The following is a 21,363-nucleotide window of genomic DNA, read 5'->3' on the forward strand; positions in this document are numbered from 1 at the left end:
TCATGACCGAGTCCGTGGGGATCCACGTCGAGGGCGTCCACTTCGGCTATCCGGCACGGCCCGTGCTGCGCGGCGTCGACCTGACCGTCCGGCCGGGCGAACTGACCGCGCTGATCGGCCTCAACGGCTGCGGCAAGTCCACCCTGCTGCGTCTGGCGGCCGGGCTCCTCACGCCGGACCGGGGACGGGTGCTGGTCGGCGGCGACGACCTCGCCCGGCTCTCCCGGCGCGCCACCGCCCGGCGGGTGGCCCTCCTGCACCAGTCGGCGCCCGCCGTACCAGGCATGACGGTACGTCACCTGGTCCGGCAGGGCCGCTACGCGGCCCGGGGTCCGCTGGGCATGCTGCGGGAGGCCGACGACCCCGTCGTGCAGCGGGCGCTGTGCGACGTCGGCGTGGAGCACTGGGCCGACCGTGACGTCGACGCGCTCTCCGGCGGTGAACGGCAGCGGGTGCGGCTCGCGATGGCGCTCGCCCAGGACACCCGGGTCCTGCTGCTCGACGAGCCGACCACCTATCTGGACCTGCACCACCAGCTCGACGTGCTGCGCACGGTGGTCCGGCTGCGCGAGGAACGCGGTCTGACCGTGGTGATGGTGCTGCACGACCTGGCCCACGCGGCCCGCTTCGCCGAACGCATCGTGGCGCTTCGGGACGGGCGTGTGGTGGCCGACGGGACGCCGCACGAGGTCGTCACCCCGGGGCTGCTGGCGGACGTGCTGCGGGTGGCGGGCCGGGTCGGCACCGACCCGGAGGGGGGCTGGCCGGTGTGTTACCCAGATCACCCTCTGCCCGAGCTTGAATATGAAAATCAGATTCATTAGTGTCCGGGGTGCGGTGTCCGACCGGACGTCGCATCTCCCTTACGAAGAAGGAGAGTTCATGGACAACGAGCAGGTCTTCGCGCCGATCGCGGACCCGGGCCAGCTGGCCCACGACTCGGCCTCCCACTCCAACGCGCTCGTGGAGAACCCCTTCGAGGACACGGAGGAGTAAGCGAGGGCCCCGCACCCTCGACCGTGGGCCCGCCCGTTGCCTTCCGGGCGGGCCCACGCCCGTTCCCGCACCCCTTGTCAGGAGGAAAGCCGTGTCCCAGCTCGCACCCGGTGTCGAGGTCGTCGCCGTGCCCGGCCGGGGCCTCGCCGTCCGCACCGCCGACGGAGAGTTCCTCGGCGTCAGGACCGGGGACGCCGACGAGAACGCCTTGCTCGCCCGGCTGGCGGGCGGCGGGCCCCCGCCCGGTGCCGACGCCGAAGTGGACCGGCTCCTGCGGGCCTTCGAGTCCGCCGGCTACCTGAGCGACGCCCCGCCGCGCCCCGTCTGGCCCGCCGCCCGCCGCGCCGTCCGGCTGCTGGGCGACCCCGTGCTGACCGAACCGCTCGCCGCCCAGCTGACCGCCCTGGGAGCCGAACCGCGCGTGCAGCCGGCCGGGGACTCCCGCGGTGCCTCCCCGGCCGGGATCGAGGAGCTGCTCGACACGGACCCGGCCGCCGTCGTGTGGTGCCTGGACGGGCCCGTGCCCGACGGGCTGTGGGACGCCGCCGACCGGCTGCCCGAGCACGGCGTCGCCTGGCTGCGCTGTCACCGCGAGGGCCGGCAGGCGTACGTCGAACCACCCGCCGTCGCGCCCGGGGACGTCACCTCGGCGCACGTCCGGGCCCGCCGGCTCGCGGCCACCCCCGCCCACCGCGAACTCGCCGCCTACTGGAGCGGGCCGCGCACCGGCGGCGCACCGGCCGGGCCCGGCCTTCCCGCCGCAGCCCTCCTCGCGGCCCTGCTGGCCGACGACCTCGAGCAGTGGGCCACGGGCGTCCCCCGGTCGGCCGGGCTCCCGGCGCGGCGCCGCCTTCGCCGCGTCGACCTGCGCACCCTGACCGTCACCGAACACCCCGTCCTGCCGGTGCCCGCCGTGGCCCCGATGCCGGGGGAGCAGGGCGTGCCGGGGAAACAGGGCATGCCGGGCGGACGCGGCACGCCGGCGAGGTTCAGGACGCGCGGGGAGCAGGGAGCGCCGGAGACGCACGGCGCGCCGGCGAAGCACAGGGCTCCGGGAAAGCAGGGAGTGCCGGAGATGCTCAGCACGCCGGAGACGCACGGCGCGCCGGCGAAACACGGGGCTCCGGGAAAGGAGGCAGCGCCGGAGACGCTCAGTCCCCCGGAGACGCTCAGCCCCCCGGAGGCGCTCAGCCCCCCGGAGGCGCACGGCATACCGGAGAAGCAGGGATGACGCCCTTCAGCGCGGCCGTCGAAGGCCTCGCCACGGACGTCTGCCTGCCCGAGGGCGCCGGGCCCTTCCCGGCCGTCCTCGTCCGCACCCCCTACGACCGCGCGCGGCACCGGGCCGAGGCGCGTGGCTGGGCCCGCCGCGGGTTCGCCGCCGTCGTCCAGGACGTACGGGGCCGGTTCGCGTCACCGGGGGAGTGGCACCCGTACACGCACGAGACCGCCGACGGAGCCGCGACGGCCCGCTGGATCCGCCGGCAGCCCTGGAGCGACGGCCGGCTGATCGCCGCCGGTGCCTCCTACGCCGCCCACTGCGCCCTCGTCCTCGCCCTCGAAGCGCCCGACGCGGCGCGGCCCGACGCCGTCATCGCCGCCGTGCCCGCCCTCGGCGCCGCCGAGACGGCACGTGAACCCTCCGGCGTGGAACGGCTGCTGGCCCGCGCCGGATGGTGGGCCGCCCACGGCGACCGCCCGGACTCCGACGAGAGCGCGCTGGACAAGGCGCTGGCCGCCGACCCCGCACTCCTGACCCACCTGCCGCTCACCGACCTCCCCGCACGCCTCGGCCGGGACCTGCCGTCCTGGGCGGACCTGTGGCGCCGGCGCACTCGCGGCGCCCTCACGTCCCGGGCCGCGCACGCCGGGACGCCGCTGCTCGCGGTCGGCGGCCACCACGACCCCTTCCACGAGGACACGGTCGGGCTGTGGCGCGCCTGGGGCGGCCCCTCCGCGCGACTGCTGGTCGGCCCGTGGGGCCACGGCCTGCGCACCGCGCCCGGCCCCGACGCCGGCCCGGCCCACCGGATCGACCTCGGCGACCTGTACGTGCGCTGGGCCCGCCACGCCCTCGCCGGCGCCCTCGCCCCGGGCCACCACGGAGCCGTCGCCCTGGGCGGCGCCGGCCTGTGGCTGCCCGCCGGCACCCACGGCGAGCCCCGCCCGGTCCGGCCGCGCCTGCTGCACGGCGCCGGATTCACCGCCGACCCCGGCCGGCCCGTCCGCTCCGACGACCTCACCGTCCCCACCGACGGCACCCCCGACCGCTGCCTGCTGGCCACCCCGCCGCTGCCGCGCCCCCTCGACGTGGCCGGACCGGCGCGGGTCCGGCTGCGCGCGGTCGCCGACACCCCGTCCGCCGACTGGTTCGCCCGGCTGGTCGCCGTCACCGAGGGAGGCGGAGCCGAGCGGCTCGCCACCGGCGCCGTCCGGCGCACGGGCCCCGCGGGCACGGCGGCCGAGTTCACCGTCGAACTCGGCCGCATCGCCCGCCGCTTGCGGGCCGGTACCCGGCTGCGCCTGGAGGTCGCCGGACACCACTTCCCCGCGCACGCCCGCAACCCCCACACCGGTCATGACCCGGTGACGGCCCGGCGGTTGCTCCCCTCCCGGCGCGAAGTCGACGCCCGGACCGTGGAACTGACCCTGCCCGTACTCCCCGCCCGCCCCGCCCCGACCGATCCCGCCAAGGAGATCCTGCGATGACGCCGCTGCCGCTCGAAGCCCTCGTCGACCCGGTCTGCGGCATCGTCCGCAAGGTCAAGCCCGTCGAGCACCCCGCGGGCGCCCCGCCCCGCTACACCGCGCTCACCGCCGAGATATCCGACGCCCGCAGACTCGGCCTGTGGCCCGCCGACCGGGTCTCCCTCGGCACCACCTTCGGCGACCCCGAACAGGCCCGGACCGCCGCGATCGCCGAGGGCGTCGAGCGGTACTGCGGCAACCGCGTGCCGCCGCCCGGCCACCCCGACGCCCCCCTGCGGGCCACCGCCGCCGAGCTGGCCGACAAGGGGCTGCGGCTCTACGGCCCCGACGACCTCCCCTCCTACGCGCCCTGGCAGTACGTCCGGGCCACGTTCCCCTACCGCCCGCTCACCGCCGGCACCCCGGCGCTGTGGACGCGCGGCACCGAGCGGCTGCCCGGCGGACGCACCACCGAGGTCTGGGCGCCCGTCGCCCTCACCCACCTCAACTGGCGCCAGGGCGACCTGCGGGAACTGCCCCGCACCCACCACCTGAACTACGCGGGCATCGCCACCGGGCAGGGCCTCGACGACGCCGTCGAACGCGGACTGCTGGAGACCGTCGAACGCGACGCCCTGGAACTGTGGTGGCACCTGGACGGACCGGCCCGCGGCATCGACCCGGCCAGCGTCCCCGGCCTCACCGACGACCTCGCCGGGTCCGCGCTCGAGGTCCACCTCGTGGAGATGCCCTCCGAGTTCGCGCCCTGCATGGCCGCGCTCGTCCACGACCGGCGGCTCGGCCTGTACGCGGCCGGCTTCGCCTGCAAGTACGACCCGGCCGAGGCCGCCCGCAAGGCCGTCCTCGAAGCCGTCCACACCTGGGTCTTCACCCAGGGGCTGACCGAGCCCGACGGCTGGGTCTTCCAGGCCGTCGAGGCCGGGCTGCTCGCCCGCGGGCTCTACCTGGAACACCGGGCCGACGGGCGCTACCTCGACGCCTGCGGCGAACAGTTCGAGCACGTGCGGGACCTGGGCGCGCACGTCCAGGTGTGGCTGGACGAACGGATGGCGTCCGAGGCCCGCCGGTTCACCGACCCCGTCCACGGCACCGTGCCGGTCGACGCCGTCGAGCCCGGCACCCCGGAACGGCTGGAACGCGCGCTGCACGCCGGCGGACACCGCGTGATGACCTTCGACCTCACCACCGAGGACGTGGCCGAGACACCGCTGCGGGTCGCCCGCGTCCTCGTCTCCGGTCTCCTGCCCAACGCCCCCGCGGCCTTCGGCTACTTCGGCTGCCCCCGGCTCGCCCGCGCGGCCGTCGAACGGGGCTGGCGCACGAGCGAGCCGAGCGGACCGCGGGACTTCACGCTGGCGCCCCCGCCGCACATGTGAGGGCGGCGCCGTGGACCACACCCCTGAGGGCCGGCCGGATCTCGTCACCGCACTCGCCCGCGCCCGCTCCCCGGAGCGCCCCGGACCCGACACCCCCGCCGGGCCCGCCGTCCGGGCATGGCCGGGCCCGGCGCACCCGATCCCGCGCGCGGACCCGCACGCCCTCGACCTGGACGCCCTGCTGCGCCTGTCCCTCGCGGCCTCGGACGGCACCGGCCGGCTGCGGCCCGCGCCCTCCGCCGGAGCCCTGCACCCGGTCGACACCGAACTGATCGTCGGGACCGGCTGCTCCCTGCCGCCCGGCCGCTACGGCTACGACCCGCTGCGCCACCGCGTCCACCGCCTCGGCCGGCAGCCCGGCGGCACCCCGCCCGGCGTGACCGCCGAACTCTCCGTCACCGCACGGCGCACCCGCGCCCACTACGGCCACCGCGCCGCGCCGCTGCTGCTGCTGGACACCGGACACGCCGCCGCCGCGCTGGTCCTCGCCGCCCGCGCACTGGGCGCCGCCGAACCCGAGGCACAGCTGGACGGGCACACCGGCAGCCCCCTGGCCGCCGTACACATCGCCCCACCCGGCGCCACGCACCGGACACGGCCGCCGGACCCACCGACCCCCGCCGAACTGCTGGCCCGCCGCAGTGCCCCGCCGCCGCTGACGGGCGCCCCGCCGCCGGACGCGCTGCTGTCCGTCCTCACCGCCGCCGCACGCGCCTGCGGCGACGAGCCGCGGTACTGCGCCGCCATAGGCGCACCACGCCCCGGGCTCGTCGAACCGGCCGCCGACGGCACGGCACTGCGCCGGCGCGCCGACGGGGAGGCCCGGCCGACACTCGCCGCCTGGGCCGCCGGCCAGGGGTGGATCGCCGGCGCCGGCGCCGTCCTGCTCGCCCACGGCTGCCCCAGCGACGCCGACGCGGCCCGCATCCGCGGCACCCACCTGCGGGCCGGCTACGCCGTGCACCTGGCCCACGTCACCGCCCTGCGCCACGGCCTGGCCGCCCGCCCCGTCGGCTCCTGGCAGCAGGCGGACCTCGGCGCGGCGCTCGGTGCCCCGCCGGGCCGCGACTGGGTCGTCCACGGCCTGGCCCTCGGCACCCGCCACGCCGACGAGGAGAACACCACGTGATCGTCCACCCCGAACTGCGCCGCGCCGCCGGGCGCGCACGGCGCTCCCTGCTGACGGCCACCGCCCTCCAGGGCGCCGTCACCCTCACCCACCTGACGCAGGCCGCCCTGCTGGCCGTCGCACTCGCCGACCTGGCCCGCGGCGCCGCCGGCCGCCTCCCGTGGCTGCTCGCCGCGGTGCTCGCCGTCGTCACCGCGCGCGCATCCCTCGCGACGGCGCAGCGACGCACCGCCACCCGGGCCGGAGCCCGCGTCAGGGTCGCCCTGCGCGACGACCTCCTCGCCCACCTCGGCCGGCTGGGCCCCGCCCATCTGACCGGCGCCCGCGCCGGTGCCGTCCGCACCACCCTCGTGGACGGGGTGGAAGGCGTCGACGCCTACGTCTCCCGCTACCTGCCCCAGTTGCTGATCACCCTCACCGTGCCGCCGCTGGTGCTGGCCGCCGTGGCCGTCGTGGAACCGCGCGCCCTCCTCGGTCTCGTCCCCGCCCTGCTGCTGGCCCTCGCCGGCCCGCGCGCCTGGGACCGGCTCCTCGCCGCCCGCGGCAGGGAACACTGGGACACCTACGAAGGGCTGGGCGCCGACTACCTGGAGGCCTTGCAGGGCATGCCCGCCCTGCGCGCGGCCGGCGCGGTCGGCCGCACCCGAGAGCGCCTGGAGCGGCGCTCGGCGGCACTGCACCGGGCGACCGTCGCCAAACTGCGGGTGTCCCTCGCCGACACGGGCATCACCGACCTCGCCGTCCAGGGCGGCACCGCGGCCGCCGCGCTGCTGGCCTGCTGGGCCGCCGTCACCGGATCCGCCGGCACGACCGGCACCTACCTCGTGCTGCTGCTGGCCTCCGAGTGCTTCCGGCCGGTCCGCGACCTGGCACGCGAGTGGCACGCCGGGTACCTCGGGGCGTCGGCCGCGGACGGGATCGCGGCGCTGCGCACCGCCGAGCCCGCCGTCCGGGACGCCGGAACGGCGCCCGCGCACTGGGCGGCCCCGCCGGAAGTACGCTTCGAGAACGTCACGTTCACCTACCCCGGCACGCACGCCCCCGCCGTACGGGACGTCTCCTTCACCGCGGAGGCCGGACGGACCACCGCGATCGTCGGGCCGTCGGGCGCGGGCAAGTCCACGCTCCTCGCCCTGCTCCTGCGGCACCACGACCCGCAGGGCGGCCGGATCACCCTCGACGGCCGCCCGGCCACCGCGTACGCGCTGGACTCACTGCGGCAGGGCATCGCCGTCGTCTCCCAGGAGACGTACCTCTTCCACGCCACCATCGCCGACAACCTGCGCCTGGCCCGGCCCGACGCCACCGACGGCGACCTGACCCGCGCGGCGCGCGTCGTCGGCGTCCACGACGAGATCACCGCCCTGCCCGACGGCTACGCCACCGTCCTCGGCGAACGCGGTGCCACCCTCTCCGGCGGGCAGCGGCAGCGGCTCGCGCTCGCCCGCGCCCTGCTCGCCGACACCCCGGTACTCGTCCTGGACGAGGCCACCAGCTCCGTCGACGAGCGGCGCGAGGCGGACATCGTCCGCGAACTGCTGCACGCCGCGAGCGGCCGGACCGTCCTGGTGGTCGCCCACCGGCTGGCGACCGTCCGGCACGCCGACCGCATCGTCGTCCTCGACGCCGGCCGGGTGGACGCCGTCGGAGACCACGCCGGCCTGGTCGAGGCCGGCGGCGTGTACGCGCGGCTCGTCGAGGCCGGCCGAGCCCACCGAGGAGAACTCGCCGCATGAACGACGACACCACGGCGGCCGTAGAAGCCGCTGCGCCCATCGAAACCACGGCGCCCATCGAAACCTCGGCAGCCATGGAAACCCCGGCGACCCCCGAAACCACGGCAGTCACCGATACCACCGCGGCCACCGACACCACCGACACCACCGTCCCCGTCGACACCGCCGGCGCCGCCCGCCCCGCCGACACTCCCGGCACCGGTGCGGGCGCACCCGCGCGGGGCGCCCTGCGGGGCCTGCTCCCCGCCCTCGCCGAGCACCGCGCCATGACGGCCCGCACCTGCGTCGCCGCCGTCCTCGAACAGGGCTCCCTCGTCGCCCTGGTGACCCTGGCCGCGCACACCGTGGGAACGGCCGTCACCGAAGGACGGGCCCCCTCGACCGGCACCGTCGCCGCGATCGCCGCCCTCGTCCTCTTCCGCGCCCTGATGACATGGCGCGAGATGGACCTCTCGCACGACCTCGCCTACCGGGTGCTCGCCGCCCTGCGGGTACGCGTCTTCGACGGGCTCGCCCGCAGCGCACCCGCCCGTGTCGCGGGCCGGCGCAGCGGCGACCTCGCCGCCACCGCCATGGCCGACGTGGAGGCACTGGAGTTCTTCTACGCCCACACCACCGCCCAGCTCCTGGCGTCGGGAACCGTCCTGGCCGGCGGCGCCACGGTCCTCGCCGCGGTGGAACCGTGGCTGCTGGCGGCCGTGCTCCCGGTCGCCGCCCTGCTCGCCGCGGCGCCCTTCGCCGACGCGCGGCAGCGCACGGCACGCGGCGGCCGCACCCGGACGGCCGCGGCCCAGCTGTCGGCCGACGCCGTGGACACCGTCGACGGACTGCGCGAGCTGCTCGCCTTCGGCGCGCTGACCGAACGCCGCCGGCGGCTGGCCGAACGCGGACGGCGGGTCGGCGAGGCCCAGCGGGCCGAGGCCTCGTGGGAGGCCGTGGCCGCCGCCGTCCGCGACGCGCTCATCGTGCTCGCGGTCCTCGGCGTGGTGGCCACCGCGGCGCACTCCGTGACCTCCGGACGGCTGCACGGCGCCTGGGCCCCGGCGGCCATGGCGCTGGCCCTGTCCGTCCTCGGGCCCGTCGCGGAGTCGGCCCGCGCCCTCAGCCAGGCCGTGGCGCTGCGCGCCGCCGCCGCCCGGGTCGGCGCGGCCGTCCACGCACCCGCGCTCGCCCCGCCGCCCGCCGCACCCCGCGCCCTGCCCCCCGGCCCGCTGGGCGTCCGCTTGCGGGGGGTGCGGTTCGACTACGGCGGCGGACCGGTGCTCGACGGCGTCGAGCTGACCGTCCGCCCCGGGCAGACGCTCGCCCTGGTCGGAGCCTCCGGCGCCGGCAAGTCGACCTGCGCCCATCTGCTCGCCCGGTTCTGGGACCCGTCCGGCGGAGCGGTCCAGCTGATGACCGCCGACGGCGAGAGTGTCGACGTACGCGACGTGGACGACACCGAACTCCGCCGCGCCCTGGCACTCGTGGGCCAGGAGGCGCCCCTCTTCCACGGCACGCTCGCCGACAACCTGCGGCTGTGCGCACCGGACGCCGACGACGACGCGCTGACCGCCGCGGCCCGGTCGTGCGGCGTCGACCGGATCGGCCCGCTGGACCTGCCGGTCGGCGAGCGCGGCGCCACCCTCTCCGGCGGCCAGCGCGCCCGGGTCGCCCTCGCCCGCGCGCTGCTGGCCCGGCCCAGGGTCCTCGTCCTCGACGAGTCCACCGCACACCTGGACAACGCGAGCGACGCCCGGCTCGCCGCGGCGCTGCGCGAGGAGGGCCGGACGACGATCGTCATCGCGCACCGCCGCGCCACCGTCCGCCGCGCCGACCGCATCGCCGTCCTCGAAGCCGGCCGGATCGCGGAGGAGGGCACGTGGGAGGAGCTGACCGGCCGCCCCGACAGCGCCCTCAACCGCACCCTGGCCGGCCTCGCCTCCTGAGGGGCCGACGGTCCGGCGCGCCCGGCGGGATGGCCGTACGGTTCAGCGCTTCTCGTACGGGTCCGACGGCTGGGGGATCCGCCGGACCGTCCCGGCATCCAGCACCGGGGGCCAGGCCGACGCCGAACCCAACTCGCCCTCGGGGTGCCAGGTGCCCGTCACGGTCACCCAGGTGTCCTCCTCCGGGGCCCGGGCACCGCGGACCTCCACCTTGTTCGCGGAGGCGTCGGCCGCGCAGCAGCCGACCAGGAGCCGGGTGACGTACCAGGTGCCGCCGTCCCCGCGGGTGACGAAGCCGGTCAGCCGGACCGTGCGGCCCGCGAGCGACCGTCCGCTGTCGTACAGGGCGCGGGAGCCGAACTCGGCGACGCCCAGGCTCACCACGTCGCCGGCGGGCAGTGCGGGGAAGGTGCCCACTCCTTGCGCGGCCCGCGGGCCGTCGTCACGGGCCGCGCTGTACGAACCGAGCGCGGGCGGCGGGAACAGCAGCAGGGCGGTGGCGGGAAGCGCCAGCAGCCAGGCGAGCCGCGGGCCGTCCGCGGGGGAGTGGCCGTGACCGTGGGCGTCCGCCTCCACGGCCGCGTCGTCCGGGTGAGCGGCGTCCGCCCGCACGGCGCGCGCGGTCAGCACCGCCCGGACCAGTCCGAGCACCCCCAGCAGCACCCCGGACGCGATCAGGTACGGCCGCAACCCGGCCTGCACGTACCGCAGATACAGGTCGCTGACCAGCGTGATCCGCAGCACCGCCGCCCCGACCAGCAGCAACAGCACGGCCGGCCCGTACCGTCTCACAGCAGCCACCACCCCACGAGCACACTGCTCAGCACCGCGACCACCCAGGTCGCCGACGAGAACCGGATCGCGAAGGCGCGCCCGAACGTGCCCGCCTGAAGCGCGAACAGCTTGAGGTCCACCATCGGACCGACCACCATGAACGCCAGCAGGGCCGTCGGCGGGAATCCGCCGAGCGACGCCGCGACGAACGCGTCACCCTCGCTGCACACGCACAGCAGCACGGCGAGCAGGGCCAGCAGGAGCACCGACAGCCAGGCGGACTCCGTGAAGACGTCGACCAGCGCCCGCGGCACCACGATGTCGAAGGTCGCCGCCGCCGCCGAGCCGAGCACGAGGAAACCGCCGGCGTGCAGGAAGTCGTGCTGGAGCCCGGCGGCGAAGGTGCGCGCCCGCGACGAGCCGGCCCCGGCCGCGGGCGCCGCCGGCAGCCGCAGCCACTCGGGCCGTCCGAAGCGCGCCCACAGCCAGCCCATCACCACGGCGGCGGCCAGCGAGGCGACGAACCGGGCCACCACCATCTCCGGCCGGCCGGGGAACGCCAGGGACGTGGCGACGAGGACGACGGGGTTGATCGCCGGGGAGGAGAGCAGGAAGGCGAGGGCGGCGGCCGGGGCGACGCCGCGCCGCATCAGGCTGCCGGCCACCGGCACCGACGCGCACTCGCAGCCGGGCAGCACCGCGCCCGCGGCTCCGGCCACGGGGACGGCGAGGGCCGGCCGGCGCGGCAGCAGCCGCCCGAAGACGTGCCCGGGCACGAAGGCCCCGATGGCGGCGGAGACGAGCGCGCCCAGCAGCAGAAAGGGAACGCCCTGGACGACGACGGCCGTGAAGACGGTCCACCAGGCGGCGACGGGCGGGGTGTAGAGGTCGAGCGCGAGCAACGGCCCGAGCACACTGGCGACGGTGACGACCGTGACGAGGGCGACGCCGCCGACGACGGCGTACGCCACCGCCCGCACCACGAGACGTACGACGTCGGCGAGCCGTGCCCGGCCCGCCAGGGAGTTCTGGTCGCTCACATCACTCGCTTCGCCGTACGACACGACAGCCGCCCGCCGCACATCGACGAGGAACGTGTGTGTGCGCCCGGCGTACCCGACGCACCGGGCCGCCGTCCGCGTCGCCGCCGGGACGGGGCGCGTCCCGACGCCGGCCGGCCGGGGAACAGCAGGATCGTAACCCGTCCGGGCTCGGCGCGAACTGGGGGCGCTGGTGCTGTCCGTGATGGGGGAGGCGGGTGGACCGGCGAGGGCCGGCCGCCCTCAGAATGCGGAAGGCGCTGGAGTGTGAAGGGGACCGGGAGGCGGTGCCGGCCGGGGACGGAGGGGAACGTCCGCCCACCCCCGGCCTGTTCACTGCCACCGCCGCCGGGGGCGTGGCGTCAGCCTTCGTCTTCCTCCTCGCCCTCGAAGAAGTCCCCGACCTCGTCCACGACTTCGGCCGCCACCATGCCGCCGACGACACCGACCGCGAGTCCGGCCGCTCCCGCGGCGACGGCCGTGCCCACCCCGCGGCCGGAACGATGACGGTCGTCATGGCCGTGCCCGTGGCCGGCGTACGGGTCGCCGTGGCCATGAGCACCGGGGGAGCCGTGCGGCGCGCGGTGCTCGACCAGCCGCCGGATCCAGCCGTCGACCTCGGCGGTCCAGTCGCGCACGTCGTCGTGGCCGACGGTGAAACGGGTCAGCGCGTCATGACCGCCGGAGAAGATGCCGCCGCGCTTGCCGGCCTCCAGGACGACCTCCATGCCGCCCGGGCCCGCCAGGAAGGTCACCTCGATCTCGTCGACCTGGTGCGCGTACTGCGGCGCCGGGGTGAGCTCGATCTCCTGGTAGAAGGGCAGCCGCTGGCCGGTGCCGCCGATGTGCCCGTACTCGAGGTCGGCGGACCTGAAGCCGAAGCCGAGCCGGCCCAGGGCTTCCAGGACCGCCTCCTGGCTCGGCAGGGGGGCGATGGTCAGCTGGTCCAGGTCGCCCTTGTCCCTGGCGCCCGCCACCGCCAGTTCGGTGCGCACGCCGAGGACGATGCCGAGGCCCTGGCCGTGGAGTTCGGTGATCGGTGTCTCCCACGGCAGCGTCACGCTGAACGGAACGCTGTGCGACTGTCCCGCGCGGAGCCGGAAGCTCCCTGCGACGGTGAACCGCTCGAAGGGGACCACGCCCTCGCTCTCGGCCTCGCCGTGCTCGGCCTCGACCCGGGCCACCAGCTCCAGGGTGATGTGCTCGATGTCGAAGTCGGCTTCTCCGCCCTCGAGCCGGACCTGGCCGGTCAGCGTTCCGCCGGGACGGGCGGCTCCGGGGTCGAGGACCGTGTCGACGGTGGGCCCGCCCACGCCGAGTGATCCGAGCAGTCGTCTGAACACCATGGTGGCGTCCACTCCTTACGCGTGCGTGATTCTCGTTCAGGTGGTGCCGCGGGCCGGAACGGGCGCGCACGGCACCACGGTTGTGCGCGGGGACGGCTACTTGGCCTCGTGCAGTGCGGCCAGCGCCTGTGCCCAGCGGACGTACTTCAATTCGGCGAGGTCGGCCACGGTCTTGACCCCGAACGCCTCTTGGAGCAGCTCGCCGTCACGGTCGGAGACGCCCTTGAGCGCCCCCACCGGGGCGGCCAGGATTTCGGGAAGGCTCTTGTCCGCCCAGGCCTTGTCCAGCACGTCGTCCAGGTCGATCGAAGCCATGTGTGTCCTCTCCCGGGTGCGTGAGGCCCGGCCCTTCCGCGGACCTTCTACAAACGAGTAGAGCATAGGGCCGCCGCGGACCGTGGGGGGCACAGCCAGGGCGCAGACGCCGGGAAAGGCCGAAAAGAGCCGCCTGAGTGCGCTCCTGCCCGATGTCGCTCGGTCGCCCTGCCGCCCGTCAGACGGCGAGGACGGCGACGATGCCGGCGTAGAGGGCGATGAGGAGGACGCCGTCGAAGCCGATCTTGAGCCAGCCGTGCCTCTGGCGGACGAGGAGGCCGCCGAGCAGGACTGCCGTCATGACGATCGCGCCGCTGGTGAGGAACAGTTCGTCCGGGTTCGCGGCGTGGAACAGGGACCCGCCGCGGTAGGCGGCGTCGCCGACGACCAGATTGAGCGCGTCCAGGCAGTTGCCGCCGATGACGGCGGCGATGGCCAGGGTGACGGCTCCGCGCCGGACCGCGGCGATGGACGTGACGGTCTCGGGCAGGGCGTTGACGAGGCCCATGAACACGGCCCCCACCAGGCCGGCGTTCAGACCTGTGTGCTCCACGATGCCTTCCGCCGCCCGGGCCACCGCCCAGCCACCGATCATGACGAGGCCGGCGGCCGCCGCGAACTCGGTCCACAACCGTGAGGTCCTGTGCCGGGCCGGTCCCCGGGTGTCTCCCTCCGGGAGGTCGGGAAGCGTGTCCTCGGTGCGCACCGCTCGCCACATGGGCGCACCGTGACGGTTGATGAGCCGCAGACCGCCGATGTAGAGGGCCACCATCACGGCGGACGCCGGGTGCAGCCCGAAGAAGGTGACGGGCGGGCCGAACGCGGCCATCAGCGCCGTCCCCAGCAAGCCGATGAGCAGGCAGCCGAAGAGCATGTTGGACACCGACGCCGCGGCATGCTCCAGGTTGACCCGCCGCAGGAAGGCATCGGCGACCACGAGGGCGACCGTCTGCGCCGCGATGCCGCCCACCGCGTTGCCGTACGCGAGGCCGGGCTGGTCCGCGGACGCGCTGACCCCGGTCATCACGATGCCCGAGAGGGAGGTGACCAGCCCGAAGAGAACGGCGCCGAAGAGGGCTTCGCCCCATCCGGTGCGGTCGGCGAGGGTGTCACCCAGCCCTGCGAGCCGGATACTGCACACCACGGTGACCGCCGTGGCCAGGAGGAAGGTGCCGATGCTCCAGCCGAGGGGCCACAGGTCGGTCAGCACTGCGGGCATGGAAACCCTTCGTCGGTGTGGGGCGGCCGGGGAGAACGACACGTACCACGAAACAGGAGCTTCACGCGGCAGCCCTTCTTGCGGCCCGCACCGAGCCCCACCGGGAGCGCCGAGGCGGCCCGCGGCGCCGGGAAGGGGAACGGCCCGTGCCCGGAGCGGAGCGGGCGTGACCCCTCAGCGGTCCTCCCCGGCGTCCTGCTGCCGGGGAGGAGCGGCCTCCGTGTGCTCGTGCGCGCAGGCCTCCCCGGTGTCCCAGCCGGGGAAGGGGTCCCGGGCCGGGACCGGCTCGCCGTCGGCCGTCAGACAGCTCGTCAGGGCCGCCCGCAGTTCCTCCGCCCGCAGACCGACGCCGATGAAGACCAGCTCCTGGGCGTGCGGCAGGGCGGCGTCCCGCGTCCCCGAGGGCTCGAAGCGGGCGACGGAGCCGGCCTGGGACCACAGTCCGGTCACGCCGTCGCGGCCGGCCAGGGTGAAGAAGCCCTTCGAGCGCAGGACACGCCCGTACACACCGCTGTCCAGGCCCTCGGTGACGAGGTCCCACAGCCGTCCGGGATGGAAGGACGCGGCCGACCGGAAGACGAGGGAGGAGATGCCGTACTCCTCGGTCTCCGGAACATGGTCGCCGTTGAGCTCCCGCACCCAGCCCGGCGCCTGCTGAGCGCGCTCCAGGTCGAAGCGTCCGGTCTCCAGGACGTCGCGGGCGCCGACCCGGCCGTGCACCGCGGTGACCAGACGGGCCTGCGGATTGAGCCGGGCCAGCACGCCGCGCAGCCGGCCGGCCTCGGCCTCGTCCACCAGGTCCAGCTTGTTGAGCACGATCACGTCGGCGAACTCCACCTGGTCGATCAGCAGATCGCTGACCGTGCGCTCGTCGTCCTCGTACGGAGCCAGGCCCCGCTCGGCGAGGTCGTCGCCGGTGCCCAGCTCGGTCAGGAAGTTGGCCGCGTCGACGACGGTGACCATGGTGTCCAGCCGGGCCACTTCGTCCAGGGTGGCGCCGTCGTCGCGGGCGAAGGCGAAGGTGGCGGCCACCGGCATCGGCTCGGAGATGCCGCTGGACTCGATGAGCAGGTAGTCGAAGCGGCCGTCCCGGGCGAGCCGGTCGACCTCTTCGAGCAGGTCGTCCCGGAGCGTGCAGCAGATGCAGCCGTTGGTCATCTCCACCAGCCGCTCCTCGGTGCGGGAGAGCGCCGCCTCGCCGCCGCGCACCAGGGCGGCGTCGATGTTGACCTCGCTCATGTCGTTCACGATCACCGCGACGCGCAGACCCTCGCGGTTGGTGAGGACGTGGTTGAGGAGGGTCGTCTTGCCGGCGCCGAGGAAGCCCGACAGCACGGTGACGGGGAGGCGTTGCGTGGTCGTCACCGTCGCGTCGTGAGCGGTCATGGTGGTGTCGTCCTTTCGTGCCGTCGGGGGAGATCCGCGGCGGGGTGGGGCGTGGTGGGGTGTCAGGGATGTCGGAGCGGGCCGGGACGGTGTTCCGCGACTCGTGGCGGGCGCGGCTCGGCGGGCAGCGCGGTCGCGGGCGGGGCGGTCACGGCGGTCGGCGGTCGCGGGCGGGGCGGTCACCGCGGCGGCGATTTCCGTCCGGCGCGGTCCCGGGGTCAGGACGGCTGCCACACGTGGTCGAGGGCCGGTGCGGTGAGTGCCGTCCCGGGCGGGCCCTGGGCGGTGAGGCGACCGTCGTGGAGCAGGAGGAAGGCGTCGGCCGACCGCGCGGCCCGGAGGTCGTGCGTGGCCTGGACGACCGTCACGCCCTCGGCGACCAGCTCCGACAGCAGCGCCCCGATCCCGTCCCTGGCCCGCGGGTCGAGTCCGGTGGTCGGCTCGTCCAGGAGGAGGAGGTCGGACTGCTGGGCCAGGCCCTGGGCGATCAGGGCGCGTTGCCGTTGCCCGCCCGAGAGCTCGCCCAGTTGACGGGAGGCGAGATCGCCGATGCCGAGCCGGTCCAGGACGCCGTCCACGGTGGCGTGGTCCCGTCGGGTCAGACGGCGCCAGGGGCCCCGCTCCGCCCAGCGCCCCATCTCCACCGCCTGCCGCACGGTCAGCGGCAGGGTGTCGCCGACCGCTCCGCGCTGCGGCACGAACGCGGGCCGCCTGCCGTCACGGTGGAGCGCTCCCGACGTGGGCCGGATCACACCGGCCAGGACGCCGAGCAGCGTCGACTTGCCGCTGCCGTTCGGGCCGACCAGCGCCGTCACGGCCGACTCGGGTATCGCGCCGGTGAGTTGGTGGAGCACCGGTCTGCCCGGATACCCGGCGCAGAGGCCGGTGAAGCGGACGCGAGCCGTCCGTCCCTGCGGGGGGACGGGGGAGGGGGCCGGTTTGATGAACATGATTTTCATTGTACTGTCCTTCCATGGAGTGGTTGACGGCCCCGTTCGAGGTGACGTTCGTGCAACGGGCCCTGTGGGGCGGGTTGCTGGTGTCGGCGATCTGCGCGCTCGCCGGGACCTGGGTGGTGCTCAGGGGGATGGCGTTCCTCGGGGACGCCATGTCCCACGGGCTGCTGCCGGGGGTCGCGCTGGCCGCGCTGTTCGGCAGCAACCTGCTGGTGGGAGCCGTGCTGAGCGCGGCCGTGATGACGGCGGGCGTCACCGCGCTCGGGCGGGCGCCGAGGGTGTCCCAGGACACCGGGATCGGTCTGCTCTTCGTCGGCATGCTCTCGCTCGGCGTGATCATCGTGTCGCGTTCGCAGTCCTTCGCGGTGGACCTCACCGGCTTCCTGTTCGGTGACGTCCTGGCCGTCCGGCAACAGGACCTGTACCTGCTGGCCGTGGCGCTGCTGGCGGCGCTGGTGGTCGCGGCCCTCGGCCACCGGGCCTTCCTGGCCCTGGCGTTCGATCCCCGCAAGGCGCACACCATCGGCCTGCGTCCCCGTCTCGCCCACGCCGTGCTGCTGGGGCTGCTCGGCCTGGCCATCGTCGCCTCGTTCCACATCGTGGGCACGCTGCTGGTCCTCGGGCTGCTCATCGCGCCACCCGCGGCGGCCCTGCCCTGGGTGCGCGGTGTCCGGGCGGCCATGGCGCTCGCGGCGCTCCTCGGCTCACTCGCCACGTTCGGCGGGCTGCTGCTGTCCTGGCATCTGGGCACCGCCGCCGGGGCGACCGTGTCGGCCCTCGCGGTGAGCCTGTTCTTCCTCTCCCACGTGGCGTCCGGCCTGCGACACCGCCGTGCGCGCACGGCCCCCGCCGCCCCCGTCGCTGTCCCCGCCCCCGCAAGCCGACCGAAGGAAATCTGAGGCGATCGTCTTGACCGTCCGAAGGAACGTCACACCGTGGGCCGCGGCCGTCCTGGCCCTCACCGCCCTGCTCGCCACCGGCTGCGCGGGGCAGAAGGACGCCGACGAGGCCGGGCCGGCGGCGGGTTCCGCGTCCGCCACCCCGCACGGCTACGTCGAGGGAGCCGAGGAAGCCGCCGAGCAGCAGTCCCGTCTGATCCTCAACGACCCCGGCAGCGGCGACAGCCGCGTACTCGACCTGGTCACCGGCAAGGCGCACACCACCGCCCGCACCCCGGGCGGCGTCCGGCTCGGCACGGACGGCCGGTTCGGATACCTCCACACCGCCCGCGGCACGCACGTCGTCGACAGCGGTGCCTGGACCGTGGACCACGGGGACCACGTCCACTACTACCGGGCGGCGATACGCGACGTCGGCGACGTCCCCGCGGGCCGTGACGCCGAGGTGCGCAGCGACGCCGCCGTGACCGCGGTGACCGACGGGGCGGGCCGGGCCCGGCTCCACGACCGGGCCCGGCTGGAGAAGGGCGGGGTCGGCTCCGGCCGGGCGCTCCCGGGAACCTACACCGGCGCGGTCGTCCCGTACGGCGAGCACCTGATCGCCCTCACGGGCGCGGGCGGTGACGGCGCCGCCCGGCTCGTGGTGCTCGACCGCGAGGGCAAGCCCGTCGCCTCGCCGGACGCGGAGTGCGACGAGCCCCGCGGTGACGCCGTCACCCGCCGCGGAGTGGTCCTCGGATGCTCCGGCGGAGCCCTCCTCGTGCAGGAGGAGGACGGCGCCTTCACCGCCGAGGAGATCCCCTACGGCGAGAACGTCCCCGCACAGCGGCGCGCCACCGACTTCCGGCAGCGCCCCGGCAGCGACACCCTCACCGCACGGGCCGGGAACGACGCCGTATGGGTGCTGGACGTCACCGAGCGGGCCTGGACCCACGTGGACACCGGGCCCGTCGTCGCCGCCAACACCGCCGGGGAGGGCTCCCCGCTGCTCGTCCTGGAGACCGACGGAGCGCTGCACGGCTACGACATCGCCACCGGCAGGCACCTCTCCCGCACCGAGCGCCTCCTGACCGGCGAGCAGGACACGGCCGCCGACGGCGGCGGACCCGTGGTCGAGGTCGACCGCAGCCGCGCCTACGTCAACGACCCCGAGGGCCGGCGCGTGCACGAGATCGACTACAACGACGACCTGCGCCTCGCCCGCACCCTCGACGTGGACATCGAGCCGCACCTGATGGCGGAGACCGGACGATGAGGGCCACCACCGGCACCAAGAAGCGCGCGCGAGTGGCCGCGGCACGGCTGCGCAGCCTGCTGCTGGCGCTGCTCGCCCTGGTCACGGCCGCGACCGCCACCGCCTGCGCCACCGGGGACGCGCGGCCCCGGGTCGTCGTCACCACCAACATCCTGGGCGACGTCACCCGGCAGGTCGTCGGCGACGAGGCCGACGTGACCGTCCTGATGAAGCCCAACGCCGACCCGCACTCCTTCGGACTGTCCGCGGTCCAGGCCGCCGAACTGGAACGCGCCGACCTGGTGGTCTTCAACGGGCTCGGCCTGGAGGAGAACGTACTGCGCCACGTGGAGGCCGCCCGCTCGTCCGGGGTCGCCACCCTGGAGGTCGGCAAGGCCGTCGACCCCCTGACCTTCCGGACCCACGCCGACGGCGGCCCCGAGGACGAGGCCGGGCAGCCCGACCCGCACTTCTGGACCGACCCCGACCGCATGCGCAAGGCCGCCGGTCTGATCGCCGACGCCGTGGCCGAGCACGTGGCCGGCGTCGACGACAAGGCGATCCGCGCCAACACCGCCCGCTACGACGGACAACTCGCCGGTCTCACCGACTGGATGGAGAAGTCCTTCGCCCGCATCCCCGAGGACCGGCGGGCGCTGGTGACCAACCACCACGTCTTCGGCTACCTCGCCGACCGCTTCGGCTTCCGGGTGATCGGCGCCGTCATCCCCAGCGGCACCACCCTGGCCTCACCCAGCTCGTCCGACCTGCGCTCGCTCACCCGGGCCATGGAGCAGGCCGGCGTGCGCACCGTGTTCGCCGACTCCTCCCAGCCCACCCGGCTGGCGGAGGTCCTGCGGACCGAACTGGGCGGGCAGGTCCGGGTCGTCGAGCTGTACTCCGAATCGCTGACCGCGAAGGGCGGCGGCGCCGACACCTACCTGCGGATGATGCGCGCCAACACCACCGCCATGACCGACGGACTGTCCGCCGGCTGAGACCCCGTCAGCACGCCGGGACGGCACGGCCAACCGGCGGAACCCCACCCCACCCCACCGACGCCGCCCCCGCGCGGCCCGAAAGGAACACACACAGTGAGCGAGCCGATACGCCGCAGAGCGATCACCGCAGCCGCCCTCACCCTGGCGGTGTCCACCGCCCTGACCGCCTGCGGCGGAGGGGACAGCGCCTCCTCCGACGCCGAGGCGGCGAAGCAGACACCGGCCCCGTCCGCCGCCGCGGTCGAGGACCCGCTGGTCGCCACCTTCGACGGCGGCCTGTACATCCTGGACGGCGGGAGCCTGAAGCAGGCCGGGACGATCGAGCTGCCCGGCTTCAACCGCGTCAACCCCGCCGGTGACGACGACCACGTCATCGTCTCCACCGACGACGGCTTCCGCGTGCTGAACGCCACCGGACAGACCCTCACCGACATCACCTACGAGGGTGCCAAGCCCGGCCACGTGGTCCGCCACGCCGGCAGGACGGTGCTCTTCACCGACGGCACCGGCGAGGTCAACGTCTTCGACCCGGCCGACCTGAGCACCGGCAAGAAGCCCGAGGGCCGCACCTACACCTCCGCCGAGCCGCATCACGGCGTCGCCATCGAGCTGACCAACGGCGAACTCCTCACCACCCTCGGCACCGAGGAGAAGCGCACCGGCGCCGTCGTCCTCGACAAGAACGGCAAGGAGATCGAGCGCAACGAGAACTGCCCCGGTGTCCACGGCGAAGCCGCCGCCCAGGGCGAAGCCGTCGCCGTCGGCTGCGAGGACGGCGTCCTGATCTACAAGGACGGCCGGTTCACCAAGGTCGACGCCCCCGACGACTACGGCCGCATCGGCAACCAGGCCGGCACCGACGCCTCCCCGATCCTGCTCGGCGACTACAAGACCGACCCCGACGCCGAACTCGAACGCCCCACCCGCATATCCCTCATCGACACCAGGACGGCCGAGCTGCGCCTGGTCGACCTCGGCACCAGCTACTCCTTCCGCTCGCTCGGCCGCGGACCGCACGGCGAGGCACTCGTCCTCGGCACCGACGGCGCCCTGCACGTCATCGACCCCGAGACGGGCAAGGTCACCAAGAAGATCCCCGTCGTCGGCGAGTGGCAGGAACCCCTGGACTGGCAGCAGCCCCGGCCCACCCTCTTCGTCCGCGACCACACCGCGTACGTCTCCGAACCCGGCAAGCGCAGGCTGCACGCCGTGGACATCGAGTCCGGCGAGAAGCTCGCGTCGGTGACCCTGCCGAAGGCCACCAACGAACTGTCGGGCGTCACCGCGGACCACTGAGCCGGTCCGGAGGCCGGGCGAGT

The 21,363-nt window shown here is 75.3% G+C and carries 18 protein-coding genes and 1 pseudogene; 12 read left to right on the forward strand and 7 right to left on the reverse strand.

Annotated features, from left to right (window positions below; all coding sequences use genetic code 11):
• Nucleotides 1–2: 2 nt before the first annotated feature.
• The 8 genes and pseudogenes from ACZ45Q_RS32250 (at nt 3) to ACZ45Q_RS32285 (ending at nt 9,874) form a co-directional block, all read left to right on the forward strand.
• A complete protein-coding gene (locus tag ACZ45Q_RS32250) occupies nt 3–824 on the forward strand; it encodes an ABC transporter ATP-binding protein (protein WP_468268089.1) in 822 nt (273 codons plus the stop codon).
• 58 nt (nt 825–882) lie between these two features.
• Nucleotides 883–996: a streptamidine family RiPP gene (amiA, locus tag ACZ45Q_RS32255; protein ID WP_241270818.1), complete on the forward strand. Its 114-nt coding sequence runs from the start codon at nt 883–885 to the stop codon at nt 994–996.
• Between the two features lie 91 nt (nt 997–1,087).
• Nucleotides 1,088–1,936, forward strand: a pseudogene (locus ACZ45Q_RS32260) (hypothetical protein); the annotation flags it as partial.
• 287 nt (nt 1,937–2,223) lie between these two features.
• On the forward strand, nt 2,224–3,705 hold the full coding sequence (locus ACZ45Q_RS32265; protein ID WP_468268092.1) for a CocE/NonD family hydrolase: 1,482 nt from the start codon (nt 2,224–2,226) through the stop codon (nt 3,703–3,705).
• Nucleotides 3,702–5,081 (forward strand): YcaO-like family protein, encoded by a 1,380-nt coding sequence (locus tag ACZ45Q_RS32270; RefSeq protein WP_468268096.1) that lies wholly within the window; start codon nt 3,702–3,704, stop codon nt 5,079–5,081. The genes ACZ45Q_RS32265 and ACZ45Q_RS32270 overlap by 4 nt, the downstream gene beginning before the upstream one ends.
• A 10-nt stretch (nt 5,082–5,091) precedes the next feature.
• Nucleotides 5,092–6,210 carry a SagB/ThcOx family dehydrogenase gene (locus ACZ45Q_RS32275; protein WP_468268099.1) on the forward strand — a complete coding sequence of 373 codons (1,119 nt, stop codon included), beginning with the start codon at nt 5,092–5,094 and terminating at the stop codon, nt 6,208–6,210.
• Nucleotides 6,207–7,946, forward strand: a complete 1,740-nt coding sequence (locus ACZ45Q_RS32280) for an ABC transporter ATP-binding protein/permease (protein WP_468268102.1) — start codon at nt 6,207–6,209, stop codon at nt 7,944–7,946. The genes ACZ45Q_RS32275 and ACZ45Q_RS32280 overlap by 4 nt, the downstream gene beginning before the upstream one ends.
• A complete protein-coding gene (locus tag ACZ45Q_RS32285; protein WP_468268105.1) occupies nt 7,943–9,874 on the forward strand; it encodes an ABC transporter ATP-binding protein in 1,932 nt (643 codons plus the stop codon). The genes ACZ45Q_RS32280 and ACZ45Q_RS32285 overlap by 4 nt, the downstream gene beginning before the upstream one ends.
• A gap of 42 nt (nt 9,875–9,916) precedes the next feature.
• On the opposite strand, the gene ACZ45Q_RS32290 is transcribed toward ACZ45Q_RS32285, so the two are convergent.
• The 7 genes from ACZ45Q_RS32290 to aztA all read right to left on the reverse strand — a co-directional run bounded on the left by ACZ45Q_RS32290 (nt 9,917) and on the right by aztA (nt 16,913).
• Nucleotides 9,917–10,666: a TIGR03943 family putative permease subunit gene (locus ACZ45Q_RS32290; protein WP_468268109.1), complete on the reverse strand. Its 750-nt coding sequence runs from the start codon at nt 10,664–10,666 to the stop codon at nt 9,917–9,919.
• Nucleotides 10,663–11,688 carry a permease gene (locus tag ACZ45Q_RS32295; RefSeq protein ID WP_468268112.1) on the reverse strand — a complete coding sequence of 342 codons (1,026 nt, stop codon included), beginning with the start codon at nt 11,686–11,688 and terminating at the stop codon, nt 10,663–10,665. Before ACZ45Q_RS32295 ends, ACZ45Q_RS32290 begins: the two co-directional genes overlap by 4 nt.
• Before the next feature lie 362 nt (nt 11,689–12,050).
• Entirely contained in the window at nt 12,051–13,034 is a 984-nt protein-coding gene (locus ACZ45Q_RS32300) for a sporulation protein (protein WP_468268115.1), read from the reverse strand.
• Between the two features lie 96 nt (nt 13,035–13,130).
• A complete protein-coding gene (locus tag ACZ45Q_RS32305; RefSeq protein ID WP_468268118.1) occupies nt 13,131–13,349 on the reverse strand; it encodes a hypothetical protein in 219 nt (72 codons plus the stop codon).
• A gap of 178 nt (nt 13,350–13,527) precedes the next feature.
• Nucleotides 13,528–14,559: a sodium:calcium antiporter gene (locus ACZ45Q_RS32310; RefSeq protein WP_468268160.1), complete on the reverse strand. Its 1,032-nt coding sequence runs from the start codon at nt 14,557–14,559 to the stop codon at nt 13,528–13,530.
• A gap of 183 nt (nt 14,560–14,742) precedes the next feature.
• Entirely contained in the window at nt 14,743–15,954 is a 1,212-nt protein-coding gene (locus ACZ45Q_RS32315) for a GTP-binding protein (RefSeq protein WP_468268121.1), read from the reverse strand.
• Nucleotides 15,955–16,172: 218 nt separating this feature from the next.
• Nucleotides 16,173–16,913, reverse strand: a complete 741-nt coding sequence (gene aztA / locus ACZ45Q_RS32320) for a zinc ABC transporter ATP-binding protein AztA (RefSeq protein WP_468268124.1) — start codon at nt 16,911–16,913, stop codon at nt 16,173–16,175.
• Nucleotides 16,914–16,927: 14 nt separating this feature from the next.
• On the opposite strand from aztA, the gene aztB reads away from it, so the two are divergent.
• The 4 genes from aztB (at nt 16,928) to aztD (ending at nt 21,340) form a co-directional block, all read left to right on the forward strand.
• Entirely contained in the window at nt 16,928–17,809 is an 882-nt protein-coding gene (gene aztB, locus ACZ45Q_RS32325; protein ID WP_468268127.1) for a zinc ABC transporter permease AztB, read from the forward strand.
• 10 nt (nt 17,810–17,819) lie between these two features.
• A complete protein-coding gene (locus ACZ45Q_RS32330) occupies nt 17,820–19,064 on the forward strand; it encodes a hypothetical protein (RefSeq protein ID WP_468268130.1) in 1,245 nt (414 codons plus the stop codon).
• Nucleotides 19,061–20,041, forward strand: a complete 981-nt coding sequence (gene aztC, locus ACZ45Q_RS32335) for a zinc ABC transporter substrate-binding protein AztC (protein WP_468268133.1) — start codon at nt 19,061–19,063, stop codon at nt 20,039–20,041. The genes ACZ45Q_RS32330 and aztC overlap by 4 nt, the downstream gene beginning before the upstream one ends.
• A 96-nt stretch (nt 20,042–20,137) precedes the next feature.
• Nucleotides 20,138–21,340: a zinc metallochaperone AztD gene (aztD, locus tag ACZ45Q_RS32340; RefSeq protein WP_468268136.1), complete on the forward strand. Its 1,203-nt coding sequence runs from the start codon at nt 20,138–20,140 to the stop codon at nt 21,338–21,340.
• The last annotated feature ends 23 nt before the right edge of the window (nt 21,341–21,363 follow it).

The sequence above is a fragment of the Streptomyces sp. NPDC031049 genome, from assembly GCF_055571015.1.

Excerpts from the sequence above, each read along its gene's own strand:
- aztA (WP_468268124.1), bottom strand. The coding sequence starts at position 16,913 with ATGAAAATCATGTTCATCAAACCGGCCCCCTCCCCCGTCCCCCCGCAG.
- ACZ45Q_RS32300 (WP_468268115.1), bottom strand. The coding sequence starts at position 13,034 with ATGGTGTTCAGACGACTGCTCGGATCACTCGGCGTGGGCGGGCCCACC.
- ACZ45Q_RS32250 (WP_468268089.1), top strand. The coding sequence starts at position 3 with ATGACCGAGTCCGTGGGGATCCACGTCGAGGGCGTCCACTTCGGCTAT.
- ACZ45Q_RS32270 (WP_468268096.1), top strand. The coding sequence starts at position 3,702 with ATGACGCCGCTGCCGCTCGAAGCCCTCGTCGACCCGGTCTGCGGCATC.
- ACZ45Q_RS32265 (WP_468268092.1), top strand. The coding sequence starts at position 2,224 with ATGACGCCCTTCAGCGCGGCCGTCGAAGGCCTCGCCACGGACGTCTGC.
- aztB (WP_468268127.1), top strand. The coding sequence starts at position 16,928 with ATGGAGTGGTTGACGGCCCCGTTCGAGGTGACGTTCGTGCAACGGGCC.
- aztC (WP_468268133.1), top strand. The coding sequence starts at position 19,061 with ATGAGGGCCACCACCGGCACCAAGAAGCGCGCGCGAGTGGCCGCGGCA.
- ACZ45Q_RS32305 (WP_468268118.1), bottom strand. The coding sequence starts at position 13,349 with ATGGCTTCGATCGACCTGGACGACGTGCTGGACAAGGCCTGGGCGGAC.
- amiA (WP_241270818.1), top strand. The coding sequence starts at position 883 with ATGGACAACGAGCAGGTCTTCGCGCCGATCGCGGACCCGGGCCAGCTG.
- ACZ45Q_RS32285 (WP_468268105.1), top strand. The coding sequence starts at position 7,943 with ATGAACGACGACACCACGGCGGCCGTAGAAGCCGCTGCGCCCATCGAA.
- ACZ45Q_RS32315 (WP_468268121.1), bottom strand. The coding sequence starts at position 15,954 with ATGACCGCTCACGACGCGACGGTGACGACCACGCAACGCCTCCCCGTC.